Source organism: Burkholderia metallica, assembly GCF_902832845.1.
Lineage (GTDB): Bacteria > Pseudomonadota > Gammaproteobacteria > Burkholderiales > Burkholderiaceae > Burkholderia > Burkholderia metallica.
On the sequence record NZ_CADFDB010000006.1, the window covers coordinates 320,942 to 344,878 of the forward strand.

Genomic DNA, 23,937 nt, shown 5'->3' on the forward strand with positions numbered 1-23,937 from the left:
CCGGTTCCGGCGACCGTCGTTCCGGAAACCCGGACACGCAGAAAACCCCACGAAAACAACGGCTTTTTTCGTTTGTGACACAGCAAACGAGTTCGGTTACATTACGCGCCCCTTGCCGTCCCGCCCCCGCAAAAACGCGTCGCGCGCGGCCCCTTTCCACGCAGCCTGAAGCGTCTTCCGCCCAGGCTTGCCGCAAGGGCCCGGGCGTGTCATGCGCCACTGTGACGCAGGCGCTTGCCCGCCTGCGGGAAGCCGATCCGAAGGTGTCCTTCGCGACGGCTTCGTGTGCGCAAATGCAACGGCGTGCCGCGTCGATCCGGAATTCCGGATTCGCGATCCGGATCTCCGGACCCGCGTTTTTCGCGGTCGATGCGCGCGCCGGGCGGCCTGGCAAACCGATGCATTCAAGTTGAAAAAGGGATCTGCTGTGATCAAAACGTTACGGGTAATACTGTCGGCGCTCGCGCTGTGCGTCGCGACATCGTCCGCGCATGCCGCCGATACGAAGAAGGTCGACGTCCTGCTGGTGGGCGGCGGCATCATGAGCTCGACGCTCGGCGTGTGGCTGCACGAGCTTCAGCCCGACTGGTCGATGACGATGGTCGAGCGCCTCGACGGCGTCGCGCTGGAAAGCTCGAACGGCTGGAACAATGCCGGCACCGGCCACTCGGCGCTCGCCGAACTGAACTACACGCCGGAGAAGGCGGACGGCAAGATCGACATCTCGAAGGCGATCGAGATCAACGAGTCGTTCCAGATCTCGCGCCAGTTCTGGGCGTGGCAGGTCAGGCAGGGCGTGCTGAAGAACCCGCATTCGTTCATCAACTCGACGCCGCACATGAGCTTCGTGTGGGGCGACGACAACGTCCGCTTCCTGAAGAAGCGCTACGAAGCGCTGCAGGCGAGCCCGCTGTTCCGCGGGATGCAGTATTCGGAAGACTACGACCAGATCAAGCAGTGGGTGCCGCTGATGATGGAAGGCCGCGACCGCGGCCAGAAGGTCGCGGCGACGTGGACGCCGATCGGCACCGATGTGAACTTCGGCGAGATCACGCGCCAGTTCGTCGGCTACCTGAAGACGCAGCCCAACTTCACGCTGTCGCTGTCGAGCGAAGTGCGCGAGATCACGCGCAACGCCGACGGCACGTGGCACGTGACGTGGGTCAAGCTGCACTCGGATGAACCGGCGCAGTCGGTCGACGCGAAGTTCGTGTTCATCGGCGCGGGCGGCGGTGCGCTGCATCTGCTGCAGGCGTCGGGCATCCCCGAGGCGAAGGACTACGGCGCATTTCCGGTCGGCGGCTCGTTCCTCGTGACGGACAACCCCGACGTGGTGAAGCAGCATCTCGCGAAGGCGTACGGCAAGGCGTCGGTCGGCTCGCCGCCGATGTCGGTGCCGCACCTCGACACGCGGATCATCGACGGCAAGAAGATCATCCTGTTCGGGCCGTTCGCGACGTTCTCGACCAAGTTCCTGAAGAACGGCTCGTACTTCGACCTCGCGAAGAGCACGAACCTGCACAACGTCGCACCGATGATGCGCGTGGGCGTCGACGAATTCCCGCTCGTTCAGTACCTCGCCGGCCAGCTGATGCTGTCCGACGACGACCGCTTCAACGCGCTGAAGGAATACTTCCCGAACGCGAAGAAGGAAGACTGGCGCCTGTGGCAAGCCGGCCAGCGCGTGCAGATCATCAAGCGCGACCCGGTGAAGGGCGGCGTGCTGAAGCTCGGCACCGAAATCGTCGCGTCGCAGGACGGCAGCATCGCGGGCCTGCTCGGCGCGTCGCCGGGCGCGTCGACGGCAGCGCCGATCATGCTGAACCTGATGAAGAAGGTATTCAAGGACAAGGTCGCGACGCCCGAGTGGCAGCAGAAGATCCGCCAGATCGTGCCGAGCTACGGCACGAAGCTGAACGACAGCCCGGCGAAGGTCGTCGAGGAATGGACGTACACGAGCGACGTGCTGCAACTCGCGCCGCCGCCGAAGATCGATCTCAGCACGCCGTCGCAGGCCACCGGCAACGCGCCGGCCCGCCCGGCGAAGGCCGCGGCCGACATGGCGCTGTAACGCGTCCGGGTGCCGCGGAGCACCGCGGCGCGCTGTTGCGCCGCACGACACGGCCGCCCTCCGGGGCGGCCGTTTTTCATCGGGGCGGCGATCGGGGGCTGTTTTCCGGAAACAACGGGCGGTGAGTGCGCGCCGTCCTTGCACGCAGCGCTCGCAGGCGGTCGCCCGCAGCCGTCCGGCCGCAACCGCCCCCCCCGCAGCCGATCGTCCGCATTCGCCTGCTCGCTTCCGCTAGAATTGCGGCACGCGCGACCCCGTCGCCGCCCGATCCATCATCCGCATCGACGCAATCCAAGCGACGCCCGATGCGGCCCGCGCCCGAACCGCGCGAGCGCCGCCCGCCGTTGCCGCGCCCGCCCGGGCGCCACCTCAACCGAATTCAGCTGGAGAAAGACCTTGTTTACCTGCCGAAACCAGAGCTGCGGCACGCAGTGGGAACAGTCCGACGTCGTCATCAAGGACGAAGGCCAGGGGCTGCTGTTCCGCTGCCCGCTGTGCGGCGCGCGCAACTACCTCGAACGCTTCGAAGATGACGAAGGCAACGTCGTCTACGAGCAGATGGAAGGCCGCCCCTACCTCGGAGACGTGGAATGACCCAGCCGACCGCCACGCCGTTCAGCGCGCTGCCGCTGACGCCCGCCACGCTCGCGAACCTCGCGCAGCTCGGCTACGTCGACATGACGCCGATCCAGGCCGCGAGCCTGCCGGTCGCGCTGGCCGGACAGGACCTGATCGCGCAGGCGAAGACGGGCAGCGGCAAGACCGCGGCGTTCTCGCTCGCGCTGCTCGCGCGCCTCGACGCGCGCCGCTTCGACGTGCAGGCGATGATCCTGTGCCCGACGCGCGAACTCGCCGACCAGGTCGCGCAGGAAGTGCGCCGCCTCGCGCGCGCTGAGGAAAACGTGAAGGTGCTGACGCTGTGCGGCGGCACGCCGATGCGCCCGCAGGCGCAGAGTCTCGAACACGGCGCGCACATCGTCGTCGGCACGCCGGGCCGCATCATGGATCACCTCGATCGCGGCAACCTGAAGCTCGACGCGCTGAACACGCTGGTGCTCGACGAAGCCGACCGGATGCTCGACATGGGCTTCTTCGACGACATCGCGAAAGTTGCACGGATGTGCCCGACCACGCGCCAGACGCTGCTGTTCTCCGCGACCTATCCGGACGGCATCGCGAAGCTGAGCCAGCAGTTCCTGCGCAACCCGAAGGAAGTGAAGCTCGAAGAACGCCACGACAACAGCAAGATCCGCCAGCGCTTCTATGAAGTGACGGAGGACGAGCGGCTGCATGCGGTGGGCCAGCTGCTGAACCACTACCGGCCGGTGAGCACGATCGCGTTCTGCAACACGAAGCAGCAGTGCCGCGACCTGCTCGACGTGCTGCATGCGCAGGGCTTCCATGCGCTCGCGCTGCACGGCGAGCTCGACCAGCGCGAGCGCGACCAGGTGCTGATCCAGTTCGCGAACCGCAGCTGCTCGGTGCTGGTGGCAACCGACGTCGCCGCGCGCGGGCTCGACATCGCGCAGCTCGAAGCGGTGATCAACGTCGACGTGACGCCCGACCCCGAAGTGCACGTGCACCGCATCGGCCGCACGGGCCGCGCGGACCAGGACGGCTGGGCACTGAGCCTCGCGAGCATGGACGAGATGGGCCGCGTCGGCGCGATCGAGCAGGCGCAGAAGCGCGACGTCGAATGGCATCCGCTCGCGGAACTGAAGCCGGCGGACGACGGCGTGCTGACGCCGCCGATGGAAACGCTGCAGATCCTCGGCGGGCGCAAGGACAAGATCCGCCCGGGCGACGTGCTCGGCGCGCTGACCGGCGACGCCGGATTCGACGGCAAGCAGATCGGCAAGATCAACGTGACCGAGTTCTCGACCTACGTCGCGATCGAGCGCGGCGTCGCGCGCGACGCGCTGCGCAAGCTCAACGCGGGGAAGATCAAGGGCAAGCGGGTCAAGGTCCGGTTGATGGACGAAGAGTGACGGAAAGCGGCGCGGACGGTCGCACCGTTGCGCGCCGCGCTGCATTCCGTCGCATTACCCCCGCATCACGCCAGTTCCGGATAGCCGTGCGCGGCCGCGTCGTCAGCGAACCGCGCAATCGCGTCGTAATCGCCCGGCGAGAGCCGTTCGAATCCCTTCAGCCTCAGCACGCGCGCCCGTTGCGCATCGGCCGCCACCGCGAAGTCGAGCGCATCCCGCAAAGCGGCGACCTGCGTGGGCTCTAGCGCGCGCGATGCGATGAACGGCAATCCCGGCGCGGATGCCGTCATCCCGACGATCCGGATGTCCGCCAGCAATTCGGGCAGCGCGTCGCGCACGTACGCGAACGTCACGCAGTCGATCGCCGCGCAATCGGCTTCCTCCGAAGCCAGCGCGCGCAGCACGTTCAGGTGCGAGCCGAACGCCGTCACCGACCCGAAGAACCGCCCGTCGCGCACATGCGGCGCAACCGCATGCCGGAGCGCATTCATCCCGCTGTGTGAATCTTCTCCGTTGAATGCGGCCCGCAGCCCCCGGCATGCGGCGAGCGTCGTCGCGCCGTCCGCGTGCGCACGCGCCGACACGGCGAGCACGCTGCTGTAGTGCGCGCCGCGGCAACCGTCCACGTCGAACACGGGCGTCGCGATCAGTCTCACGGCATCGCGCAACCCCAGCATCCGGTACGGATAGCCGCAGGTCTGCGACAGCAGCAGATCGTCGCGCCGCCACAGCGCATGCAGATCGTCGAACGGTTCGTCGGGCAGCGCGACATCGGCGGGGCCGCCCGCGTTCGCGAACGCGTCGAGCGCGTCGCGCAGCAGCGCGCGCCACAGCGCGTCGTGGCGCGGCGTCACGTTGTACATCGGCAGGGCAGCGATCCATGAGCTCATGCGGGCATTCTACGCATCGGCGCTCGCGACGCGAAACCCGGCTCGATCCCCGCAAAACGGGGGCCGAACGCCGCACGACGAGCCCGAAGCTTATCGGCCACGCGACGATAAGCAAATGCGAATCGATTGGTTGGCCGCGCGGTGCGATCCCGGTACCGTCCGGATGCCTGCCCGCGCATCGCGACCGCGTGCGATCCGGGACAGGCCGACCGTGATCCGCGAGACACCCGCGCACCCGGGCCGAGCGCACCGGTTCAGCCGCGCGTTCCCCGCATTGCCCCGTTCAATCCCGCCTCAACGCCATGGCCGAATACTTCGACGTCGACCACGCGCGTGCGATTGCCGCGCTCGACACCCGCTTCACCGCGCGCACCGAGTGGCCGACCTGGCTGCTGGTCGTCGCGATCTACGGCGGCTGGCTCGCCGTGCTGCTGCTCGTGCGCGACGGCACCCTGTCGCTCGCGGCCGCGACACCGCCGCTGATCCTGCTCGGCGCGTGGCATCTGTCGCTGCAGCACGAGCTGCTGCACGGCCATCCGACGCGCTCCGCGCGCGTGAACAAGCTGCTCGGCTATCCGCCGCTGACGGTCTGGTATCCGTACACGCTGTATCGCGACACGCATCTCGACCATCATCGCGACGAAGACCTGACCGTGCCGGGCGTCGATCCCGAAACGAACTACGTCACGCGCGAGCGCTGGGCGCAGCTGCCGCGCTGGCGCCGCGTGCTGACTGCCGCCCGCAAGACCTTCGTCGGACGCTTCGTCGCCGGGCCGCCGCTGAGCATCGCCGCGATGGGCGTCGACGCATGCGCATCGTTTCGTCGCGGCGATTTCCGCTATCTGCCGATGTGGGCAACGCACGTCGCCTGCGTGGCCGCACTGCTCGCGTGGCTGCAATGGGTGATCGGCGTGCCATGGTGGTACTACCTGCTCGCGGTCACGTGGCCCGCGTTGTCGATCGCGATGATCCGCTCGCTGTACGAGCATCGCGCCGCGCCGCATCCGAAGGCGCGTATCGCGATCAACGAAGCCGGCTTCGCGATGCGGCTGCTGTACCTGAACAACAACTATCACCTCGTTCATCACGACCTGCCGAAGCTGCCGTGGTACGACCTGCCGCGCGCTTACCGGATGCGCCGCGACGCGTATGCGCACAAATGCGGCGGCTTCGTGATTCGCGGCGGGTATCGCGAGCTGCTGGCGCGCCACGCGTGGACGCCGACCGATACGCCCGTGCATCCGTTCGACCAGGGCACCGCATCGTTGTCGACGGGAAGCGGCGTGAAGGTGGCGGTGGTCGACGAGGTGTTGCAGATCAGTACGTGACGTGCGGCGAAGGCGACGATTCGTCCGCCCGCCATACCTTCCTTACGAAAATCTGACAACGTCTCTCGCGCCCGCGCATTGCCAATTACGGCGGCCATGCGCAGAATGGCGGCTCGTCCGGGGCTTCCAACAATCATTCGCCCCGGCTCCGTTCCCGGCCGCGCGCCGCACTTTCCCACGACGATGCAACCGAACACTCCGCCCGGCGCGATCCGCGCGATCGGCAACGACTGGTCCGTTTCCGCGACGACCGCGGGCTTTCTCGCGGTATTGATTTCCTACGCGGGCCCGCTCGCGATTTTCTTCCAGGCCGCGCAGGCGGCACATGTATCCGACGTGATGGTGTCGTCGTGGGTATGGGCGATCTCGATCGGCGCGGGCGTGTCGGGCCTGTACGCCAGCTGGAAGCTGAAGGTGCCGGTCGTCACCGCATGGTCGGCGCCAGGCACCGCGCTGCTCGTCGGCCTGTTTCCGCAACTGACGCTCAACCAGGCCGTCGGCGCGTACATCACGGCCGCGCTGATCATCCTGCTGATCGGCGTGACCGGCTATTTCGACCGGCTCGTGCGCCACATTCCGCGCGGCATCGCGTGCGGGATGATGGCCGGCATCCTGCTGCCGTTCGGCACGCATGCGTTCGCGGCAGCGTCGCAACAGCCCGCGCTCGCGTTCGGCATGATCGCGGCCTACGTGATCTTCAAGCGCCTGCTGCCGCGCTACAGCATCGTGCTCGTCCTGCTCACGGGCGCCGCGCTCGCGACGCTGCTCGGGATGACGCATCTCGGCAGCGTGTCGGCGAGCCTCGCGCACCCGATCTTCATCGCGCCCGAGTGGACGCTCGGCACGACGCTCAGCCTCGCGCTGCCGCTCGTCGTCGTGAGCCTCACCGGCCAGTTCCTGCCGGGCATGACGATCCTGCGCGTGTCCGGCTATCACACCCCCGCGCGACCGATCATCACGGCAACCAGCGTGATGTCGCTCGTGGTCGCGTGCTTCGGCGGGATCACGATCGTCGTCGCGGCAATCACGGCCGCGCTCTGCACCAGCAAGGACGCGCATGAAGACCCGCGCCGCCGCTATGTCGCCGGGCTCGCGAACGGCGCGTTCTACCTGATCGGCGGGCTGTTCGCGGGCACGATCGTCACGGTGTTCTTCGCGCTGCCGAAAGCATTCGTCGCGATCCTCGCGGGGCTCGCGCTGATTGGTGCGATCGGCGCGAACGTGCACGGGATCTTCGAGGACGAGAATCACCGCGAAGCGTCGCTGATCACGTTCCTCGCGACCGCGTCGGGCATGACGTGGCTCGGGCTCGGCTCCGCGTTCTGGGGCATCGTGATCGGGTCGCTTTCGTATGCGGTACTGAACAAGGTGCGGCGGCCGGCGTGATGCGCCGCGCGCGTCGCCGCCGCTTCTTTTACCGCGCGTGCCCGCGCACCAGTTGCGCGAGCGCGTCGGCCAGCGTCGTCGTCCCGTAAAGCCGCTCCGACACGCCCGCCTCGACGTCGATCTGCCCGGCGTTGTGCACGTCGTAGAGATCGACGATCAACTGCGCATGGCGTTCGCTCAGCCCCGCGCGCAACAGCGTCGCGGTCCACGTGTCGCGCGGCAGCTCATGCGCGACGATGGGCCGGCCGGCCGCCGCCGCGAGCGTCTCGGCGATCGCCGTCACGCTCACCCGCGTCGGCCCTTCGACGCTGACGATGCGCGGCCCGCTGCCGCCTTCGGGCGCATCGAGCAGCAGCCGCGCCGCCACGACGCCCACATCGGGCGCCCAGACGGTCGGGAACACCTTGCCGACCGGGTGATGAAAGCTCGGCAGCACGCCGGTGCCGAGCGCGACCGGCAGCACGCGCGTCCAGTTCTGCAGATGCTCGGCCGAACGCAGCAGCGTCAGCTGCGTCGAGATCGTCCTCAGCCGTGCCTCGAAGTCATGAAACAGGCGCGTGATGCCCGTATTGCCGTCGCGCTCCGCGCCGTAGTCCGACAGCGCGAGCAGTACCGGCGGCGGGTTGGCCGCGAGCGCGGCGGTCGCGACGTCGATCGTGCGCGTCCTCGTCGCGGCCGGATCGGGGTCCGCGACGGGCACCGGGCACAGTAGCTGCACGGCCTGTGCGCCGTCGATGGCCGACGCGATCGCGTTCGCGTCCGTCAGTTCGGCGATCGCGACGTCGCAGCCGAGCCGCGCGAAACGTTCACGATGGCGGGCGTCGTGCAACACCGCGCGCACGGGATGACCGGCGTTGCGCAAGGTTGTTACGGCCGACTGGCCGACATGGCCGGATGCACCGAAGATCACGAACACGATTCGCTCCTGGGGGAATGAAGGTGGGGTGATTGTCGGGTGGCGCGGACGACACGGCGCACACGGAAGGATGAATACAGCAGGAAAAGATGACGGGGATCGATGGCCGTTGCCGTGCGCGTTGCCTGTCGCTTCGCATCGTGCGGTCTGCCGCCGGCCGAACGCGCGCGCGGCAATTGCCCGACAGCCTGTTGGAGCATCGCCTCGGAACCCAACTCGACACGTCGTCTCCCGCGCGGCGCCGTCGCGCCGTTACGCCACGCTCTCGCCGCCGTCACCGTCGTACGCCAGCCGCAGCCCCCCACGCGCCCCCGACCGCGCGATCTCCATCGGCGTCGCGCCCAGCACGCGATTCATCCAGTTCGCCATGTGGCTCTGGTGTGCAAATCCGGCTTCGAGCGCGATCTGGCTGATGCTGAGCCGGCCTTCGAGCAGCAACGCCTTCGCGCGCTCGACCCGGCGCCGCACGACGTACTGGTGCACGGGCATCCCGAGCGTTTCGCGGAACAGCACCTTGAAATGCGGCACGCTGATCGACACGAGCGCCGCGAGTTCGGCCAGTGTCATGCGCCGCTCGAGGTTCGCTTCGACATAGTCGATCACACGCGCGGCCGCCTTCGGCGCGAGCGTACGGCGGCGCTCGCGGAACGCCGGCCGGCCGTCGACCAGCCGCGCGACGAGCGCCGTGCACAGGCTTTCCGCATAGAGCGGATCGGACGCGTCTTCCGCTTCGAGTTCGGCGGCCATCGCCCATGCGATGTGCTGCAGGCGCGGGTCGCGCACCTGCAGCCGGCGGCGGATCTGCCCCTGCGACGGCTTCAGCTCGAGCTGCTCGACCGTGCGCCGCACGAACGCGTCGCTGAGCGCGATATGGAGGATCCGGCAGTCGGCGCTGTCGGTCCATTGGCCGGGCAGGCCGGCCGGAATCACGTCGACGTCGCCATGCGCCTGGATGCGCGACACGCGCTCGCCGTCGCACACGCAATCCGCGCGAACGGGCGACCCGATATGCACGCCGATCCGGTGATGATCGGCGGCCGGAATCCGGTACGTGCCCGCGCGGATGTCCAGCAGCGACGCGCCGAAGCCCTGCCAGCCGAACCCGCGGCTGGAGCGCAGGCTGACCGGGACGCCGTTGTCCGTCGGTGCCGCGAGAATCGCATCGCTCATGGCCTTCCTCCCGTGGATGGGGTGTCGATCGCGCATTGTGACGCGTTTTCGGGCCGCTTGCCGGGCCGGCAGGCGGCGCGGCCGGGTCGAGCAGAAAAAGATCATCCGTTTCTGCTCGGGGCCATCCTTGCGTGCGCGCCGGCCGCCGCGGCGGCGCTTACGATGGCCTCATCCGACACCTACGGAGACCGTCATGCCCCATCATCCATGCGTGGTTCGATCCGCGGCGTTCATCGCGCGCTCGCCTTCCGCCGCCCCCCGCCCGTCATCCGGCTCCCGCTCCCGCACCGCCCGCACGACGATCGCCGCCTGGTGCCTGCGCATCGTCGGCTGGTACCGGCTCGAACGGCTGCTCGCGTCGATCCCCGACAGCAACGACGACTTCGGGCTCGTCTGACCGGCCGCACGGCCGCCCGACCACCGTCGCCTGCCTACTTGCGGCGCCGCTCGTGCGGCGCGACCGTCGCGCCGTCGATCACCGGCGCACCCTGCTTAATCAGGAAATCGCGGAACAGCCCCGTGACCTGCGAGATGCGGCGGTCGGCGAGCGTGACCACATACCATTCGCGCTCGATCGGATTGCCGGGGAACGGCAGTTGCCCGAGCAGCCCGGTGCGCAGTTCGAGCGCACACGCGTGCAACGACAGGAACGCAACCCCGAGCCCCGCTTCGGCCATCTGCTTGATCGCTTCGTTGCTCGACAGTTCGGAGCCCACATGGAACCGGTGACCGGCGTTCTTGAACAGGCTCTCGACGGTCGAGCGCGTCCCCGCGCCGCGTTCGCGCACGAGCAGGTGGGCGGATTCGAGATCCTTCAGCGCGACGCGCTTGCGCTGCATCAGCGGATGGCCGGGCGCCGCGACGAACACCATCGGATGCTTCGCGAACTCGACCGCATGCGTGCGCAGCTCCTTCGGCGCGCTGCCCATCACCGCGAGATCGATTTCATGCGTCGCGAGCATGCGGATGATGTCGTCGCGATTGCCGACCTTGAAATAGGTCTTCACATGCGGACGCGTCGCGGTGAATTTCACGAGCAGCGGCGGAATCAGGTACTCGGCCGTCGTGATCGCGCCGATCCGCAGCGTGCCGCCGAGATCGCCGGTCAGCGCGGCCACTTCATCGCCGGCCTCGCTCCACAGATGCAGGATCTCGCGCGCATAGCGCGACACGATCTCGCCGGCCGCGGTCAGTTGCACGCCGCGCCCCACCCGCTGCAGCAACGCGGCGCCCACCGCCTCCTCGAGCAGGCGAACCTGCAGCGACACGGCCGGCTGCGTCAGGTTCAGCTCCTCGGCCGCCCGCGACACGCTGCCGAGCCGCGCAATCATGTCCAGCGCCTTCAGCTGCCGGAACGTCGCGGTCTTTCCTATAAGTGAATACATATGGGTCGCTTATAAACATTAAATTGTTCGCGTAGGTTCGAAACTATATCGTCGGTTCTTGAGCAATGTCATCCGAATCGTCATTCAGCGGGAGCCCAACATGGACAACACCACGCCCAACCTTGCAACTGGCCGCGCACCGCGCCTGCCGCGCATCGTGATCGTCGGCGGCGGCGCCGGCGGCCTGCACCTCGCCACGCGTCTCGGCGATACGGTCGGACGCCGCGGGCAAGCGGAAGTCGTGCTCGTCGACCGCTATCCGACGCACTTCTGGAAGCCGCTGCTGCACGAAGCCGCATCGGGCCATCGCGACCCGGCCTCCCACACGATCGAATACGCGGCGCAGGCGAAGCGCCACGGCTTCCGTTTCGTGCAGGGCGCGCTGCAACGGGTCGACCGCGCGGCACGCACGGCGACGATCGCGGCCGTGCACGACACGGACGGCACGGAAATCCTGCCGCAGCGCGAGCTCGGCTATGACGACCTCGTGCTAGCCGTGGGCAGCGTGACGAACTTCTTCAACGTGCCGGGTGCGGCGCGCCACGCGCTGCCGCTCGAAAATCTCGACCAGGCCGAGGATTTCCGCCGGAAGTTCCTCGCGGCCTGCACGAAGGCGAATCACGCGGCCGAGCAGCAACCCGCGCGGCGCGCGGTGCCGATCTGCATCAACGTGATCGGGGCGGGCGCGACGGGCGTCGAGCTGGCCGCGGCCTTGCGGCATGCGATCCAGCAACTGACGACGTACCGCTTCAAGGCACTGGTGTCCGCGCGCGACGTGCACATCCGGCTGATCGAAGGCGGCCCGCGCATCCTGCCGGCGCTCGACGCGCGGCTGTCCGGCAAGATGCACGCGCAGCTTCGCGCGCTGAACGTCGACGTGCTGACCGATACCCGCGTCGCGGAAGTCGGCGCAAACGCCGTGACGACCGCGACCGGCGAACGGCTCGCGAGCGACATCACGATCTGGGCGGCCGGCGTCGCAGGCCCCGCGATGCTGCGGGAGATCGGCGACATCGCGCTCAATCGCTCGAATCAGGTGATCGTGACCGATACGTTGCAGACGCCGGACGATCCGCACGTGTATGCGTTCGGCGACTGCGCCGCGTGCCCGACGGCCGGCGCGAGCGGGTTCCTGCCGCCGCGCGCGCAGGTCGCGTACCAGCAGGCCGTGTACCTGGTCGACGCGTTCGCGCGCCGCGCCGCCGGCAAGCCGGTGGCCGGCTTCACGTTCCGCGATGCGGGCACCGTCGTGTCGCTCGGGCATGCGGGCGCCGTGTACCAGGCCGACATCGGCGTGCGTCCGCGCTCGCTGATCGTCGACGGGTTCGCCGCGATCGGACTGTACAAGTTCCTGTATCGCAAGCACCTGTTCAGCGTGGTCGGCGTGAAGCGCGCGCTGTTCCAGTCGCTGAGCCACTGGCTGCAAAGCCGCAACCAGCCGTCGATCAAGCTGCACTGATCGCGCCGCTTCGCACGCGGCATCCCACGACGGCATATCGGGCGTGCATCGCTCGATATGCCGTCTTTTCATATGCATATGCCCGATGCATTCAGTTCGTGCGCCACGCCGGTGCATCGCATCGAAGGCCGTCGATGCGATGCAATTCAAGAGGAACGTACTGCATGACACGCATCCCGCGCCCACGTTGGTTCACCCCATGATTCATTAGTCGAATCGTATGAGTCGCATATAAATATTAATTGGTCGCGTTTTCCGGATCGACGCTAAGGTGTGTGGCATTCCCGTCGGCGAACGGATCATCACGTTTCTGAAGAGGAATCACCGTGGTTATCGAAGCCATCGTCACCCGTCTCGACGCTGCATTCGCGCAAATCGAAGCAACACCGGATTCACACGAATCGCGCCATCAACGCGACGCGATCATCCAGTGGCTCGACCGGGCATCGGAAGAAGGATATCGACTCGGTCTCGTCACGACGCTGCCGGCCGCCCGGCTCAGCGACATGTTCGAAGGCCAGTTCGGCCGCGCGAACCTCGATCGTTTCTCGGTCGTCGTCACGGACGCCAATCAGCAGGACTCCGGATCGAATCAGCATCCTTTCGACATCGCGCTGCAAGCACTCGGCGTCCCGCCCGAACGCGCGGTGGCGATTGCGAGCAGCGAACCGGAGCGCCGCGAAGCCGAGCACTTCGGGCTGTCGCGCTGCGTGAACATCACCGACACCGTGCGCTCGATCGCATCGGCCGGCCTGCACTGAAGCACGGCCGCACACGGGCCGGCGGCGGCCGGCCTCGCGCGATCCGGCGGCAAACCGACGATCGCCCGACCGAATCCTGACATTCTGCTGTCAAAGTAGCTTGCAACACTTCCGGGCTTGACCGATCCCTCCCGGAGACGGGACGACGCGCACCCGCATCGTCCCGCCCGTTGCACACCACGATGACACGCCCGATCCGCACCGCCGCCGCCGTCGCGATTACCTGCCTGCTGCTCGCCGCCTGTGGCGGAGACGATTCGACACCGCCCACGGCCTCGGCCGACGACAACGGCTCGACGCCCGCACCGCAGCCGCAGCCGCAACCGCAGCCCACGCCGGCACCCGCGACTTACTACCAGACGAAGACGCCGTACCGTCCGCAGCAGGACACCGCGACGTACGAAGCGCCGCCCGCCGGCTACGCGCCCGTCTATACCGAGCTCGTCGCGCGCCACGGCTCGCGCGGGCTGTCCGGCTTCAAGTACGACGGCGCGATCTACGCGATGCTGGTCAAGGCCGAGGCCGACGGCGCGCTGACCGCGCTCGGCGCGCAGCTCAAGGCCGATACGTACGCGATGATGAAGGCCAATGCGCTGCTCGGTTATGGCGTGCAGGGCATCTCGACGCCGGGGTACGGCAACCTCACGCAAACCGGCATCCGCGAACACCAGCAACTCGCCGTGCGCCTCGCGCAGCGGCTGCCCGCGCTGTTCGCGGCCGGCAACCGGCAGGTCGTCGTCGTCAACTCGGGGCAGGACCGCGCGGTCGACAGCTCGACGTTTTTCTCCGCGTCGCTCGTCGCCGCGCAGCCGGCGCTGGCCTCCGCCATCACGCTGCCGCCCGCGCCGTCCGGCTACCCCGCGAACGCGCCGGCCGCGCAGCCGGCCGGCACCAACCGTTTCCTGCTGTATTTCCACGCGCTGAAGCCGGCCACAGATCTCGTGACCGATACGGGCGATCCGTACTACGCGACCTACCGGGCAAGCCAGGCGTACCAGGCCTATGCGAACGACGCGGCGGTCGCCGCGAAGCTTAGCGCGATCAAGGCCGCGCCGCAGGCGACCGACGTCTCGCAAACGGTGCTGTCCGCGCTCGTGTCGCCCGCGTTCATCGCGAAGTTCGGCACCGACGGTTATACGTTCGCGAACACGGGGACCTATGCGTTCACGTCGGCGGACGGCAAGTTCACCAACACGCTGAAGGGAGACGGCAAGACGAAGATCGCGACGGCCGTCGACGCGGTGAACGTGCTGTACAACCTGCTGCAGGTTGCGCCCGCGATGACGGCGGAAACCGGCGGCGTCACGATGGAGAAGTACATCGGTGCGGAGCAGGCGCAGTATCTCGCGTATCTGCAGGATGCCGAGGATTACTACCAGAAGGGGCCCGGTATCCAGGAAGCGAACCCCGTCACGTACCGGATGGCGAAGGTGCTGCAGGACGATTTCTTCGGCGAAGTCGATGCGATCGCGCGCGGCGACCTGACCCGCGCCGCGAAGCTGCGCTTCACGCATGCGGAGATCGTGATTCCGTTCGCGTCGATCATGAACCTGAAGAACGTGTTCGTGCCGACGCCGCAGGCGCAGACGTACACGTATGCGAACAACCCGTGGCGCGGCGACCAGGTGTCGCCGATGGCCGCGAACATGCAGTGGGACGTGTATCGCAACGGCTCGCGTCTCATCGTGAAGATGCTGTACAACGAGCGCGAGACGGATTTCCAGGCCGCGTGCGACGGCGCGAAGATCGCACCGGGCAGTCACTTCTACGACTACACGGGGTTGAAGCAGTGTTACGGGTATCAGTGACGCCCGATTACCGGAGACTGCACCGAAGCCATCCCGCGCCATGTTGCCACGTCGTTGCGTCGGCCTTGCTCTTCAAGCCCGCATGCAAAACGCGTGACTACGACTCCGTCGAGACACGAACGCTTCAATACCGATAACCGGCAGTCGCGAACACCGCGCGGTCAATAAAAATAGGTGTTCGCGCTCTATCAAGTTTTGGCGCGCGTGGTCGTTACCCTGAATTTCGATCGGGAATGACATGCACTCAATCCTCACACGCTCGTTCGGCGGACTCACGCGCGCCTACTATATCCGTCACTTTCTTTTCAGCCTGATCTTTCCCGTGCTGTTCGTCTTCGCGTCCAGCTTCGGGAAATCAACCATGCCGGGCGGGCTGGTCGCGCTGGTGTCGAGTTACATGGCGGTCAGTTGCCTACTCTACCCGTACGCCCGGTTCGTCTACGAAAGCGTCGTGAACTACATCGTCGGACGCAACATGTTCATCGTGAACGCATTGCTGATGCTCGCCGTCAAGTTCATGACCATGTTCCTGTGCTGGTACCTGGCCATTTTTATTGCGCCGCTTGGCCTCGCGTATCTTTACTTCCGCAATCGCTCGCCACGGATCGGCTAAGAACGGGTAATGCGCATTGACGCCCCGCGCTCGGCCGTTTCGACCGGGCATCCCGACTCCTCGCCCTTGCGCTCGACGCTCCACGTGTGGATCGGCCGATGCCCCGGCCGCTCCCACTCGGGCGGCATCCACAGGTGTTTCAGCCGCTGCACGACCGGCCCGGGCGCGAGCACGTCGCGCCACATGTCGACGAATTCGTGCAGATTCAATACCAGGAAGTTGTACGAACGAATCTGCTGCGTGATCCCGTAGTCGACCGGCTCCGTTTCCTCGACGTACGTGCCGAACAAGCGATCGAAGATGATCAGCACGCCGCCGTAGTTCCTGTCGATGTAACGCGGATTGCGGCCGTGGTGCGCGCGATGGTTCGACGGCGTGTCGAACACGTACTCGAACCAGCGCGGCAACCGTCCGATCGCCTCGGTATGCACGAAATACTGGTACGCGAGATCGACCGCGAGCAGGAACAGCACGACGGCAGGCGGAATGCCGAGCCACACCGGCGGCAGGTAGAACACGAACACGCCGACGAACGCGTTCAGCAGCGACTGCCGCATCGCGGTCGTGAAGTTCATCACTTCACCGCTGTGATGCGGCACGTGCGCGGCCCAGAACCAGCGCACGCGGTGCGACGTGCGATGAAACCAGTAGTAGCAGAACTCGACGACGACGACGATCGGCACGATCGTCGCGCCGTTCACCGGCACGTCGAACAGCCGGTGCCGATAGACCCACGCGAAGATCGCTCCCGTGAACAGGAGCCCCATCACCGTTTCGGCCACCTGATAACCGGCACCGAGCGACAGGTTCGCGACGATCTCCTTCCAGCGAAACGGCTCGCGGCGGCCGCGCCCCGTCATCACCGCATACTCGATCGCGAACGCGATCAGGAAGACCGGCGTCATGCCGATCAGCAGCACCTGCTTCCAGTCCACGTCGTTACCCAGGAACGCATGGAGCCACGTCATCAATTCGGTCGGCATGTTCGCGGCCTCGCTCAAGAACCGACCGGCAGTATGGCCGCGCGCGGGTCGTCCCGCGTTGACACTTGCCGACGATTACTTGACACTTTCCGCCATGCCCGCCGCCTCCCCGCTATCGACGCAGCGCATCTACTACTCGAGCACCTACGTGCGGCTGCTGTTCGACTATCTGTCCGAGCAGGGCCAGGACGCGGCGCGCGTGCTCGGCGAGGCGCGGCCGCCCGAGGACGACCGCGGGCTCACGCTGTACGCGAGCGCGCACTGGCGGCGCCTGCTCGAAAGCGCCGTGCGCGCACTCGACGATCCGCTGCTCGGCCTGCATGTCGGCCAGCGGATCACGCCCGCCCACCTCGGCGCGCTCGGCTACGCGCTGCATGCGTGCCGCGATGCCGGCGCCGCACTCGCGCGCTGGCAGCAATACGAGCACCTGATCGCGAACGTCGCGCGCATGGAAGTGCGGGTCGGGCCGACGTCGGTCGCGATCGAATGGCACGACGCACCCGAGCCGCTCGGCCCGCTCGTCGACGAAGTCGCGCTCACGGCCATCGTCCAGTTCGCGCGCAACATCACCGGCACGCGTCACGGGCCCGACGAAGTCTGCTTCGTGCATCCGCCGCCCGGCGACACGCAACCGTACCTCGACTATTTCGGCTGCCCGGTACGGTTCGGCGAACCGGTGAACCGCCTCGCGTTTCCGCTGCACCTGCTCACCCAACCGCTGCGCCAGCCGGACGACGCGCTGCTGCAGATGATGGAGCGCCAGGCGGGCGCGCTGCTTGCCGAGCTGCGGCAGACGAACGATCTCGAACAGTCGGTGCGCGAAGCCGTCGCGCGCCTGCTGACGCAAGGCGACGCGAGCATCGAACAGATCGCGTCGGATCTGCACGTGTCGTCGCGCACGCTGCATCGCCGGCTTGCCGAACTCGGGCTCAACTTCCGGACCCTGCGCGAAGACACGCGGCGGCGGCTCGCGATCGACCACCTGAACGATCCGCGGCTGACGCTCGCGGAAGTCGCATGGCTGCTCGGCTATTCGGAACACAGCGCATTCACGCGCGCCTTTCGGCGCTGGACCGGCGAATCGCCGCAGCAATGGCGCAGCCGGCAACCGGCGCGGGCAGCGAACGTCGCGCGCGGTTGAGTGCGACGCGCAGGCGTGCCGCCGACGAACTCGCGTCCGCCCGCGCGGTCGAACGGGCATCGCCGGAGAATCCCATGAAACGCATTGCCGCTGCCGCCATCCTGACCCTGCTGGCCGCCTTCAGCTTGCCGGCCGCCGCCGGTGCGCCATCGGGCAGCGCCGGGCCGGCTCCCGTTCAGGCGCACGGGAAAAACTGCGTCCCGTCCCGCGACGCGATGCGCGACACCCGCTCGCCGTCGAAGGCGCCGCCGATCCGCGTATGCGTGGGCGATTCCGATACGCAACTGAACCTGCCGTGGTTCCTGACCGATGTCCTCACCGCCGTGGACACCCATCAGTCGGGCGGCGACCTGCTCCGCAAGATGCGCGACGATTTCTGAATCGCGGCTCCCACGACGCGCCGGCGCCGTACCGTTCACTCGCCGTCGGACGCCTGCAGCACCTGAATGAACGTGCCGACCATGCCGGCCCACATCGCAGGGTCGGCAATGCTGCGCAGCAGCGCGAGCAATTCCTTTCGCTCACCTTTCGAAAGCGGCCCGTGTTCACCGCTGACGGTGTTGTAGCGCGGCGTACCGCGCGAAGCGAGCGCGCGGTCGAGCACGTAGTGACGGGCCTGCCGGTTCACGTCGATCCGGATCCACAGCGACCCGCCATCGGCTGCGGCTGCACCATCGGTCACGGTGACCGTGGGCACGGTATTTTTTTCCATCCCGACGCTCCGGACGCGCAAGAGTGTTTCTTTTTGAGACACAATCACAAAAGTACACGCATCGTTGAATAACAATATTTCGCAATAGCTCGTCACATCTTATACTTGCGGCGCACCATCCTCGTGCCAAGAGACGGTGTTCTTTCATCCCGGCCGCACGACCCTGCGGCCGGGGTTTTTTTCGGTCCGCTACGCCTGCCTGCGCCGTGTGCGCACGTTCATGGAGGCAAGCCGCCGAAATGAATGGCCGATCGCAACGGGGCTGCGGCACCTCCCGTCGCGACCGTAGAATCGCTCGTATCGCGATACCGGCGCGCCCAACGCCCGACCCGGGCATCACGCGTGCGCGCCGTTCGTATGTCGACCGGTTCGACTTGCCTCTTTCTATACACAACACCAAAGGCAACCGCGGGAATGTCGGCGTTCACGCCAGGCTCGAAGGCAGTTTTCCAGCGCAGCGGTGCGTGGCCGCGAGTCGTCTTTTTCGTCATAGTAATCGTTTGCGTGCTCGTGCCCGCCTGCGCGATCGTGCTGGCCGACCGCTACGCGCGCGATACCGTCACCCGGCATGAACGAGTCGTCGCGGACGACATCGTCGCCTCGGTGGACCGCATCCTCGACGGCGCACGCCTGCGACATGTGGACGAGCTGACCGCGCTCGTCGGGCAGCCATGCCCGGCAGTCTTCCGGACGCTCGCCGAGATCGCCACGCGCCTGCGCTACCTGCGCGCCGTCGCGCTGGTGCACGACGGCCGCGTCATGTGCTCGTCGGCACTGGGGTCGATCGACTTGCCGCTCGGCGCATACACGCACGAGCCCGAACCCGGATCGACGCTCGTCACGCTGCTGCGCCAGACGCCGTTCCAGCAGGGCATCCCGGTGCTGCCCGTGTTCTACGCCACCGCGCCCGGTGCGGGTGTGCTCTACCTGATCGAAGGCGACTACGTGGCCGACGCGCTCGCGCACGGCGCGCGCTACGGGACGGAAACCGCGACGCTGTCGATCGCGGGATCGGGCCATCTCGATCAGCGCGGGAAGTTTTCGCCGGAATCAGCCGTGGAACCCGCAGGCGGAAGCAGGATCGTGTCGCCTCACTGGCCGTTCACGGTGCAGGTTGCCGCATCCGCACAGCATGCGTCGCAGGTCCGGCAGCGCTATCGGCTGATCGGCATCACGATCGCACTGCTGGCGGACGGCCTCATGATCGCGGCCTACCTGCTGGCGATGGCGCCGCGCCGCCTGCTGCTGAAAGCCGTGCGCAACGCACTCAGGCGCGACGAACTCCATGTCGTGTACCAGCCGATCGTCGATGTCGACACGCGCAGGACCGTCGGTGTCGAGGCGCTGCTGCGCTGGCAGCATCCCAAGTGGGGGGCGATCAGCCCGGCCGCGTTCATTCCGCAGGTCGAATCGAGCACGGTGCTGCCGAAAATCACCGAGTTCGTGCTGCGGACAGCGGTGTCGGAGCTGTCCGCGCTGACGCCGTCCGCACCGCTGCGCATCGCCGTCAACATCGCGCCGAAGGATCTCGAGCGCACGCGGTTCGTGTCCGTCGTCGAGGACGCGATCCGCGCGCTGCCGTCGGGCTTTACGCTGGTGCTCGAAGTGACCGAGCGCATCCTGCTCGAGAAGAACCCGCGGACCACCGCGATCTTCCATGCGCTGCGGGCAAAAGGCGCGCAGTTCGCGATCGACGATTTCGGCACGCATCACAGCAATCTCGACATGCTGTCGCGCTTTCCGTTCGACTACGTGAAGATCGATCGCCAGTTCGTGTCGCAACTGAACGGCGGCAGCGCAGGGTTGATCGAGGGGATCGCGTCCGTTGCGCACCACTACGATCTGAAGATCATCGCGGAGGGCGTGGAGACCGAAGTGCAGCATCGCGCGCTGCATGCGGTCGGGATTCAGTATGCGCAGGGATATCTGTATCAGCGGCCCCAGCGCATGGAGCATTTGAAGCAGGATTTCGTGCGGATGTCGGCGTAGCGGCGTTGCCCTGGGCCCGTTCGCCAGCCTGTCGCTGCGCGATCGCGATGCCGATGAACAGGGAACGCGAGTGCCGGCCGTGAGAGCGCAACCCGCTCAGACATGTTCCCGAAGATAGCGGATGCACTTCATCCGCACACTCGAGCGATCTGCCAGCGCATCGGGTGGAGCATCCGCCTCCGCCAGTTCGGCATTGCCGACCGGGCGGACCGACTTCGCGATCTGAAGAGAAGCATGGCCTATCCAGACACGATCGCGCCAGTCACATTTCGCACGATGGATCACCAGCCACCCTTGCAGCGATTCGACGAGTTGAAACGGCGACAGCCACTCGCGATTCTGCCTTTGCGTGACGAGTTGCAGCACCACCAGGAAATACAGCAGATCCACGTACTTCGTCGCGACGCGCATGGTTGGTCTTTTGGTTGACGATGCCCGCGGGTGTGTGTGCCGTCGCCAGCTCATCCCTGGATGCTGAGCGCTTTCTCGATCGCGGCAATCAACTTGAACGCATCGTCGCGTCCGATCAGAAAACCCCGGCTGGTGTACTCGCATCCGAACGCGTAGAAGCTCGGCAGCAGCGTCACCATGTCCTTCGTCCGATCGAGATCGACTTCGCATTTCGTCAGGGGGAAAAACGGGGGTACCTCCGCCGGCAGGTTGTACACGATGCGCTCCTAGTACATCTTGCGCGGCGGCAACATGCGCTTCGCCCGCAGACGCTGCCTGGCGACGGCGCTCGCCTTTTTCCGCTTGCGTTCCGTCGTGGGCTTTTCATAGCCGGTGCGACTGCGCAACTCCCGAATCAGCCCGGTTTTCTCGATGGTGCGACGGAATCGTCGCAGCGCGACATCGATCGGCTCATTGATCTTCAGCGTAACGGTCGTCATGGTTATCCTGTTTTTCGAATGGTTGAACGGAGGCCTAGCCGAGTCGCGTCATGACGGCGCTCGCTATCTCGTCGGACTCGAACTCCGAATATCCGGCCCCGATCGTCAATGCGCGTACCGCCACGAACATCTGTAGCTCCTGCTGATGGCACCGTGCTGAATCGCCTATTCCGGCGGGCAGGACGGCGTCGGTCCGAATGACCTCATTCCGCCTGATCAAACCGAGCAGTTCGTCGATGATCATTTAGACCTCCAAATTGAAGACACACCGTGGTGCTTCGACGGTTCACGTCAAGGCGTACCGGAAAGGAACCCTTGTTTGTCGCGATTGTCGTCGATGAAGTTTTCCGCGTAGCGCACCGAAGCACGACGCGCATCGCCGGCGCTACCGAACGGGCCGTTGTCGCGCAACCTGAACGTCTGGCTGGACGTCGACGTATCGCCGCGCAGGCAAATCTTGACCGCCGCATCGAAGCCGGCATCGTAGTTGTGCGAGCAGCCATCCGGCGCCGACACGTGGGGATAAATCAGTGGATAGATCTCGAATCCACGGTAGATATGCATGCTCATGACAGGCTCCTGACGTTCGGCCGCGACACATCGCACGGGCGAACACAGCCGGCCGGCATCCCGGTTGCGGGGCGGGCCAGGGGGATGAAAGGGACAACGTTGCAGCGCGGAGGCGGGGCGATGCAGCAGCGGATAGCGGGAGGAGCGAACGACCGGACGACGCGGTTCGATCGGATGGACCCATCATACGCGCATCGCCTGCCGAGCGCCCGACTTATTCCGGATTACGCACGACCGCGCAGGACAGCGCACGGCGATCCCGGCACACGCACGACCTCGGGCTGCGACGTATCGAGCGAAGGGCGCCGTCTGGTCCGGACGAAGGCGGCCGCGATCCGGCCGCCGTCGCGCATCGCGTTCGTGGCGAAGCGGGCGGTAGCCGCCTTTCGTCGTACGGGAGGGGTCCGATCGCTATTGCGCAGCCGGCGTGCGTTTGGTCGAACGCGATTGCGTGGCCGAGGCCGGCGTGGGCGGCACCCAGTTCAGTGCCGTACCGAGCCTGGGCAGCATCATGGCCTGCTTGATGCGCGGCGGCGCCTTGTTGCTGCGGGATTGAATTCGGGTCATGCGGACTCTCCTGGTGCGCCGCGTGCACGATCGGACGAGCGCGGCTCGTCCGGTCATGCACGTGCTGCGAAGGCGGTTGACGCATCGGCCTTCACGCGGATTCGGCATCCCGATGCGAAACGGCCGGCCCTGGCGGGCCTGCATCGGGATACGTGGCGCCCGCGACAACGGCGCGGGGCGCAAGAAGCGGCGGTGACGTGCCGCTTCGTGAACGAGGCGAAACGCTCAGGCGATTACAGCGGGGTAATGTTCGACGCCTGCAGGCCCTTGGGGCCGTTCTTCACTTCGTAGCTGACTTTCTGGCCTTCGGCGAGCGTCTTGAAGCCGTCGCCGCGAATCTCGGAGAAGTGCGCGAACAGATCGTCGCCGCCCTTGTCGGGCGTGATGAAGCCGAAGCCCTTGCTATCGTTGAACCACTTGACGGTACCGGTATCCATGTTGGATCTCCTGAAAATGGACGAGCAAATGCGCCCCAAGCGGACGCGGGAAATGGATCAAGGAGGGAGAGGACAACGAATACCGCAGGCTGCGGTCGATGATGAGCAGCAATCGCGCTTCTTGAAGACTTCAGCAAGCGACAGTACGTGCCATCACAGAGTGTGTCAAGCGCTTTCGACGAGGGGCAGACCACGCGGCAGCGGGCCGGCACTCGCCGTTCGATGCCCGGACTGGAGAAGCGGGCGCCGACCGCAGACATTCCTGCGACCCCGTCAGAGGGTGGCCAGCAAACGCAGTTGATGCTCGGTCTCGGTTCCATTGATCAGCGCAAAGAACCCGGTTTCCCGACGCTCGACCACCGACAGGCCCTCGGCAGCGGAGAAGACGTTCCACGCGACGTCGTCGACATGGGCGAACCCGCCGCGCGCTCGCGCAAACGCATGCAGCAACGGGCTGGCCTGGCGGCGCAGCACCAGACGGTCCGCATTCAATACATAGGGGGGCGAGCCGGCACGCAGGACGAGATAGCAGGGAATGGAGCTGTGATCGATTTTCATGGGGCCGCCGTTTTGTCCGGATCCGGTTCGTGCAGGCCAAGGGGCGGCCTGCTTCAAGGTCGACTGGAGCATCCACGCCGCTGCGCGACCCGACGCCCTGACGATGTCGCCGCTGAATGCGACGACCGTTCACGGAACCGGCGACAAGGCTTGCCCCACTATACGCGCTGCCGCCGCCGCGCACACCTTCGCGGCAACCCGAACCCCTGCTTCGACCCGCCAACGCGGCACGCACCGAATCGCGCATCGCACCGCGCGTTCCTGCCGCCTGGTGCCATTGCGCGCGATCCCGGCACAGCCGTCGTCCAAGCGCTA

At 66.6% G+C, this 23,937-nt stretch carries 27 protein-coding genes; 13 read left to right on the plus strand and 14 right to left on the minus strand.

The features are described from left to right. The first annotated feature begins 427 nt into the window (after positions 1–427). The 3 genes from mqo (at position 428) to dbpA (ending at position 4,059) form a co-directional block, all read left to right on the plus strand. Positions 428–2,071 carry a malate dehydrogenase (quinone) gene (mqo, locus tag HWX08_RS19025; RefSeq protein ID WP_069258975.1) on the plus strand — a complete coding sequence of 548 codons (1,644 nt, stop codon included), beginning with the start codon at positions 428–430 and terminating at the stop codon, positions 2,069–2,071. Positions 2,072–2,467: 396 nt separating this feature from the next. Further along, positions 2,468–2,665, plus strand: a complete 198-nt coding sequence (locus HWX08_RS19030; RefSeq protein WP_059604979.1) for a hypothetical protein — start codon at positions 2,468–2,470, stop codon at positions 2,663–2,665. Then, complete coding sequence (gene dbpA, locus HWX08_RS19035; protein ID WP_069258974.1) at positions 2,662–4,059, plus strand: ATP-dependent RNA helicase DbpA; 1,398 nt, start codon at positions 2,662–2,664, stop codon at positions 4,057–4,059. The genes HWX08_RS19030 and dbpA overlap by 4 nt, the downstream gene beginning before the upstream one ends. 65 nt (positions 4,060–4,124) lie before the next feature. Here the strand turns inward: dbpA and HWX08_RS19040 are convergent, their stop codons facing one another. Continuing rightward, on the minus strand, positions 4,125–4,949 hold the full coding sequence (locus tag HWX08_RS19040) for a phosphate/phosphite/phosphonate ABC transporter substrate-binding protein (RefSeq protein WP_069258973.1): 825 nt from the start codon (positions 4,947–4,949) through the stop codon (positions 4,125–4,127). A gap of 302 nt (positions 4,950–5,251) precedes the next feature. Here HWX08_RS19040 and HWX08_RS19045 point away from each other — a divergent pair, with 302 nt between their 5' ends. Together HWX08_RS19045 and HWX08_RS19050 are read left to right on the plus strand one after the other, a co-directional pair. Next, positions 5,252–6,277 (plus strand): fatty acid desaturase, encoded by a 1,026-nt coding sequence (locus HWX08_RS19045; protein WP_174920219.1) that lies wholly within the window; start codon positions 5,252–5,254, stop codon positions 6,275–6,277. Between the two features lie 183 nt (positions 6,278–6,460). Further along, the gene (locus tag HWX08_RS19050; RefSeq protein ID WP_174920217.1) at positions 6,461–7,663 is read left to right on the plus strand and encodes a benzoate/H(+) symporter BenE family transporter; all 1,203 of its coding nucleotides are present in this window, start codon (positions 6,461–6,463) and stop codon (positions 7,661–7,663) included. A gap of 28 nt (positions 7,664–7,691) precedes the next feature. Here the strand turns inward: HWX08_RS19050 and HWX08_RS19055 are convergent, their stop codons facing one another. Together HWX08_RS19055 and HWX08_RS19060 are read right to left on the minus strand one after the other, a co-directional pair. Next, positions 7,692–8,579 carry an NmrA family NAD(P)-binding protein gene (locus tag HWX08_RS19055; protein ID WP_174920215.1) on the minus strand — a complete coding sequence of 296 codons (888 nt, stop codon included), beginning with the start codon at positions 8,577–8,579 and terminating at the stop codon, positions 7,692–7,694. A 252-nt stretch (positions 8,580–8,831) separates the two neighbouring features. Beyond that, positions 8,832–9,749: an AraC family transcriptional regulator gene (locus HWX08_RS19060; protein WP_174920214.1), complete on the minus strand. Its 918-nt coding sequence runs from the start codon at positions 9,747–9,749 to the stop codon at positions 8,832–8,834. 193 nt (positions 9,750–9,942) lie between these two features. On the opposite strand from HWX08_RS19060, the gene HWX08_RS19065 reads away from it, so the two are divergent. Beyond that, the gene (locus HWX08_RS19065; RefSeq protein ID WP_069258968.1) at positions 9,943–10,146 is read left to right on the plus strand and encodes a hypothetical protein; all 204 of its coding nucleotides are present in this window, start codon (positions 9,943–9,945) and stop codon (positions 10,144–10,146) included. Between the two features lie 34 nt (positions 10,147–10,180). Here HWX08_RS19065 and HWX08_RS19070 read toward each other — a convergent pair whose 3' ends face one another. Continuing rightward, the gene (locus HWX08_RS19070; protein WP_174920212.1) at positions 10,181–11,134 is read right to left on the minus strand and encodes a LysR family transcriptional regulator; all 954 of its coding nucleotides are present in this window, start codon (positions 11,132–11,134) and stop codon (positions 10,181–10,183) included. Between the two features lie 100 nt (positions 11,135–11,234). Here HWX08_RS19070 and HWX08_RS19075 point away from each other — a divergent pair, with 100 nt between their 5' ends. From HWX08_RS19075 to HWX08_RS19090, 4 genes are all read left to right on the plus strand, one after another. Then, a complete protein-coding gene (locus tag HWX08_RS19075) occupies positions 11,235–12,593 on the plus strand; it encodes an NAD(P)/FAD-dependent oxidoreductase (protein ID WP_174920210.1) in 1,359 nt (452 codons plus the stop codon). Positions 12,594–12,919: 326 nt separating this feature from the next. Continuing rightward, positions 12,920–13,354, plus strand: coding sequence for an HAD family hydrolase (locus tag HWX08_RS19080; protein ID WP_107310709.1), 435 nt, complete (start codon positions 12,920–12,922; stop codon positions 13,352–13,354). A gap of 182 nt (positions 13,355–13,536) precedes the next feature. Then, positions 13,537–15,162 carry a histidine-type phosphatase gene (locus HWX08_RS19085; protein WP_174920208.1) on the plus strand — a complete coding sequence of 542 codons (1,626 nt, stop codon included), beginning with the start codon at positions 13,537–13,539 and terminating at the stop codon, positions 15,160–15,162. Between the two features lie 238 nt (positions 15,163–15,400). Then, entirely contained in the window at positions 15,401–15,775 is a 375-nt protein-coding gene (locus HWX08_RS19090) for a hypothetical protein (RefSeq protein ID WP_174920206.1), read from the plus strand. Here the strand turns inward: HWX08_RS19090 and HWX08_RS19095 are convergent. Continuing rightward, complete coding sequence (locus HWX08_RS19095; RefSeq protein ID WP_174920204.1) at positions 15,772–16,758, minus strand: sterol desaturase family protein; 987 nt, start codon at positions 16,756–16,758, stop codon at positions 15,772–15,774. The two genes, HWX08_RS19090 and HWX08_RS19095, sit on opposite strands and share 4 nt — an antisense overlap. A gap of 94 nt (positions 16,759–16,852) precedes the next feature. Here HWX08_RS19095 and HWX08_RS19100 point away from each other — a divergent pair, with 94 nt between their 5' ends. Both HWX08_RS19100 and HWX08_RS19105 read left to right on the plus strand, forming a co-directional pair. Continuing rightward, positions 16,853–17,899 carry an AraC family transcriptional regulator gene (locus HWX08_RS19100; protein WP_174920202.1) on the plus strand — a complete coding sequence of 349 codons (1,047 nt, stop codon included), beginning with the start codon at positions 16,853–16,855 and terminating at the stop codon, positions 17,897–17,899. A gap of 74 nt (positions 17,900–17,973) precedes the next feature. Further along, a complete protein-coding gene (locus HWX08_RS19105; RefSeq protein WP_174920200.1) occupies positions 17,974–18,279 on the plus strand; it encodes a hypothetical protein in 306 nt (101 codons plus the stop codon). Between the two features lie 35 nt (positions 18,280–18,314). Here HWX08_RS19105 and HWX08_RS19110 read toward each other — a convergent pair whose 3' ends face one another. Further along, complete coding sequence (locus tag HWX08_RS19110; RefSeq protein WP_244122722.1) at positions 18,315–18,707, minus strand: hypothetical protein; 393 nt, start codon at positions 18,705–18,707, stop codon at positions 18,315–18,317. Positions 18,708–19,025: 318 nt separating this feature from the next. On the opposite strand from HWX08_RS19110, the gene HWX08_RS19115 reads away from it, so the two are divergent. Further along, entirely contained in the window at positions 19,026–20,600 is a 1,575-nt protein-coding gene (locus HWX08_RS19115; protein ID WP_244122723.1) for an EAL domain-containing protein, read from the plus strand. Between the two features lie 96 nt (positions 20,601–20,696). Here the strand turns inward: HWX08_RS19115 and HWX08_RS19120 are convergent, their stop codons facing one another. From HWX08_RS19120 to HWX08_RS19155, 8 genes are all read right to left on the minus strand, one after another. After that, complete coding sequence (locus HWX08_RS19120; protein ID WP_107310704.1) at positions 20,697–21,011, minus strand: hypothetical protein; 315 nt, start codon at positions 21,009–21,011, stop codon at positions 20,697–20,699. A gap of 50 nt (positions 21,012–21,061) precedes the next feature. Next, positions 21,062–21,268, minus strand: a complete 207-nt coding sequence (locus HWX08_RS19125; protein ID WP_069258959.1) for a hypothetical protein — start codon at positions 21,266–21,268, stop codon at positions 21,062–21,064. Positions 21,269–21,277: 9 nt separating this feature from the next. Next, positions 21,278–21,490 carry a 30S ribosomal protein S21 gene (gene rpsU, locus HWX08_RS19130; RefSeq protein ID WP_069258958.1) on the minus strand — a complete coding sequence of 71 codons (213 nt, stop codon included), beginning with the start codon at positions 21,488–21,490 and terminating at the stop codon, positions 21,278–21,280. A gap of 34 nt (positions 21,491–21,524) precedes the next feature. Continuing rightward, positions 21,525–21,734 carry a hypothetical protein gene (locus tag HWX08_RS19135; protein ID WP_069258957.1) on the minus strand — a complete coding sequence of 70 codons (210 nt, stop codon included), beginning with the start codon at positions 21,732–21,734 and terminating at the stop codon, positions 21,525–21,527. Positions 21,735–21,781: 47 nt separating this feature from the next. Beyond that, positions 21,782–22,060 carry a hypothetical protein gene (locus HWX08_RS19140; protein ID WP_069258956.1) on the minus strand — a complete coding sequence of 93 codons (279 nt, stop codon included), beginning with the start codon at positions 22,058–22,060 and terminating at the stop codon, positions 21,782–21,784. A 411-nt stretch (positions 22,061–22,471) separates the two neighbouring features. Continuing rightward, positions 22,472–22,627, minus strand: a complete 156-nt coding sequence (locus HWX08_RS19145; RefSeq protein WP_174920196.1) for a hypothetical protein — start codon at positions 22,625–22,627, stop codon at positions 22,472–22,474. A 233-nt stretch (positions 22,628–22,860) separates the two neighbouring features. Continuing rightward, positions 22,861–23,064: a cold-shock protein gene (locus HWX08_RS19150; protein WP_069258955.1), complete on the minus strand. Its 204-nt coding sequence runs from the start codon at positions 23,062–23,064 to the stop codon at positions 22,861–22,863. Between the two features lie 273 nt (positions 23,065–23,337). Next, on the minus strand, positions 23,338–23,622 hold the full coding sequence (locus HWX08_RS19155) for a hypothetical protein (protein ID WP_069258954.1): 285 nt from the start codon (positions 23,620–23,622) through the stop codon (positions 23,338–23,340). Between the last annotated feature and the right edge of the window lie 315 nt (positions 23,623–23,937).

What these genes read in the sequence shown, in the direction of transcription:
- dbpA (WP_069258974.1), top strand. Translation starts at nt 2,662, where the DNA reads ATGACCCAGCCGACCGCCACGCCGTTCAGCGCGCTGCCGCTGACGCCC.
- HWX08_RS19040 (WP_069258973.1), bottom strand. Translation starts at nt 4,949, where the DNA reads ATGAGCTCATGGATCGCTGCCCTGCCGATGTACAACGTGACGCCGCGC.
- HWX08_RS19045 (WP_174920219.1), top strand. Translation starts at nt 5,252, where the DNA reads ATGGCCGAATACTTCGACGTCGACCACGCGCGTGCGATTGCCGCGCTC.
- HWX08_RS19050 (WP_174920217.1), top strand. Translation starts at nt 6,461, where the DNA reads ATGCAACCGAACACTCCGCCCGGCGCGATCCGCGCGATCGGCAACGAC.
- HWX08_RS19060 (WP_174920214.1), bottom strand. Translation starts at nt 9,749, where the DNA reads ATGAGCGATGCGATTCTCGCGGCACCGACGGACAACGGCGTCCCGGTC.
- HWX08_RS19065 (WP_069258968.1), top strand. Translation starts at nt 9,943, where the DNA reads ATGCCCCATCATCCATGCGTGGTTCGATCCGCGGCGTTCATCGCGCGC.
- HWX08_RS19070 (WP_174920212.1), bottom strand. Translation starts at nt 11,134, where the DNA reads ATGTATTCACTTATAGGAAAGACCGCGACGTTCCGGCAGCTGAAGGCG.
- HWX08_RS19075 (WP_174920210.1), top strand. Translation starts at nt 11,235, where the DNA reads ATGGACAACACCACGCCCAACCTTGCAACTGGCCGCGCACCGCGCCTG.
- HWX08_RS19085 (WP_174920208.1), top strand. Translation starts at nt 13,537, where the DNA reads ATGACACGCCCGATCCGCACCGCCGCCGCCGTCGCGATTACCTGCCTG.
- HWX08_RS19090 (WP_174920206.1), top strand. Translation starts at nt 15,401, where the DNA reads ATGCACTCAATCCTCACACGCTCGTTCGGCGGACTCACGCGCGCCTAC.
- HWX08_RS19095 (WP_174920204.1), bottom strand. Translation starts at nt 16,758, where the DNA reads ATGCCGACCGAATTGATGACGTGGCTCCATGCGTTCCTGGGTAACGAC.
- HWX08_RS19100 (WP_174920202.1), top strand. Translation starts at nt 16,853, where the DNA reads ATGCCCGCCGCCTCCCCGCTATCGACGCAGCGCATCTACTACTCGAGC.
- HWX08_RS19105 (WP_174920200.1), top strand. Translation starts at nt 17,974, where the DNA reads ATGAAACGCATTGCCGCTGCCGCCATCCTGACCCTGCTGGCCGCCTTC.
- HWX08_RS19115 (WP_244122723.1), top strand. Translation starts at nt 19,026, where the DNA reads ATGTCGGCGTTCACGCCAGGCTCGAAGGCAGTTTTCCAGCGCAGCGGT.
- HWX08_RS19120 (WP_107310704.1), bottom strand. Translation starts at nt 21,011, where the DNA reads ATGCGCGTCGCGACGAAGTACGTGGATCTGCTGTATTTCCTGGTGGTG.
- rpsU (WP_069258958.1), bottom strand. Translation starts at nt 21,490, where the DNA reads ATGACGACCGTTACGCTGAAGATCAATGAGCCGATCGATGTCGCGCTG.
- HWX08_RS19135 (WP_069258957.1), bottom strand. Translation starts at nt 21,734, where the DNA reads ATGATCATCGACGAACTGCTCGGTTTGATCAGGCGGAATGAGGTCATT.
- HWX08_RS19140 (WP_069258956.1), bottom strand. Translation starts at nt 22,060, where the DNA reads ATGAGCATGCATATCTACCGTGGATTCGAGATCTATCCACTGATTTAT.
- HWX08_RS19145 (WP_174920196.1), bottom strand. Translation starts at nt 22,627, where the DNA reads ATGACCCGAATTCAATCCCGCAGCAACAAGGCGCCGCCGCGCATCAAG.
- HWX08_RS19150 (WP_069258955.1), bottom strand. Translation starts at nt 23,064, where the DNA reads ATGGATACCGGTACCGTCAAGTGGTTCAACGATAGCAAGGGCTTCGGC.
- HWX08_RS19155 (WP_069258954.1), bottom strand. Translation starts at nt 23,622, where the DNA reads ATGAAAATCGATCACAGCTCCATTCCCTGCTATCTCGTCCTGCGTGCC.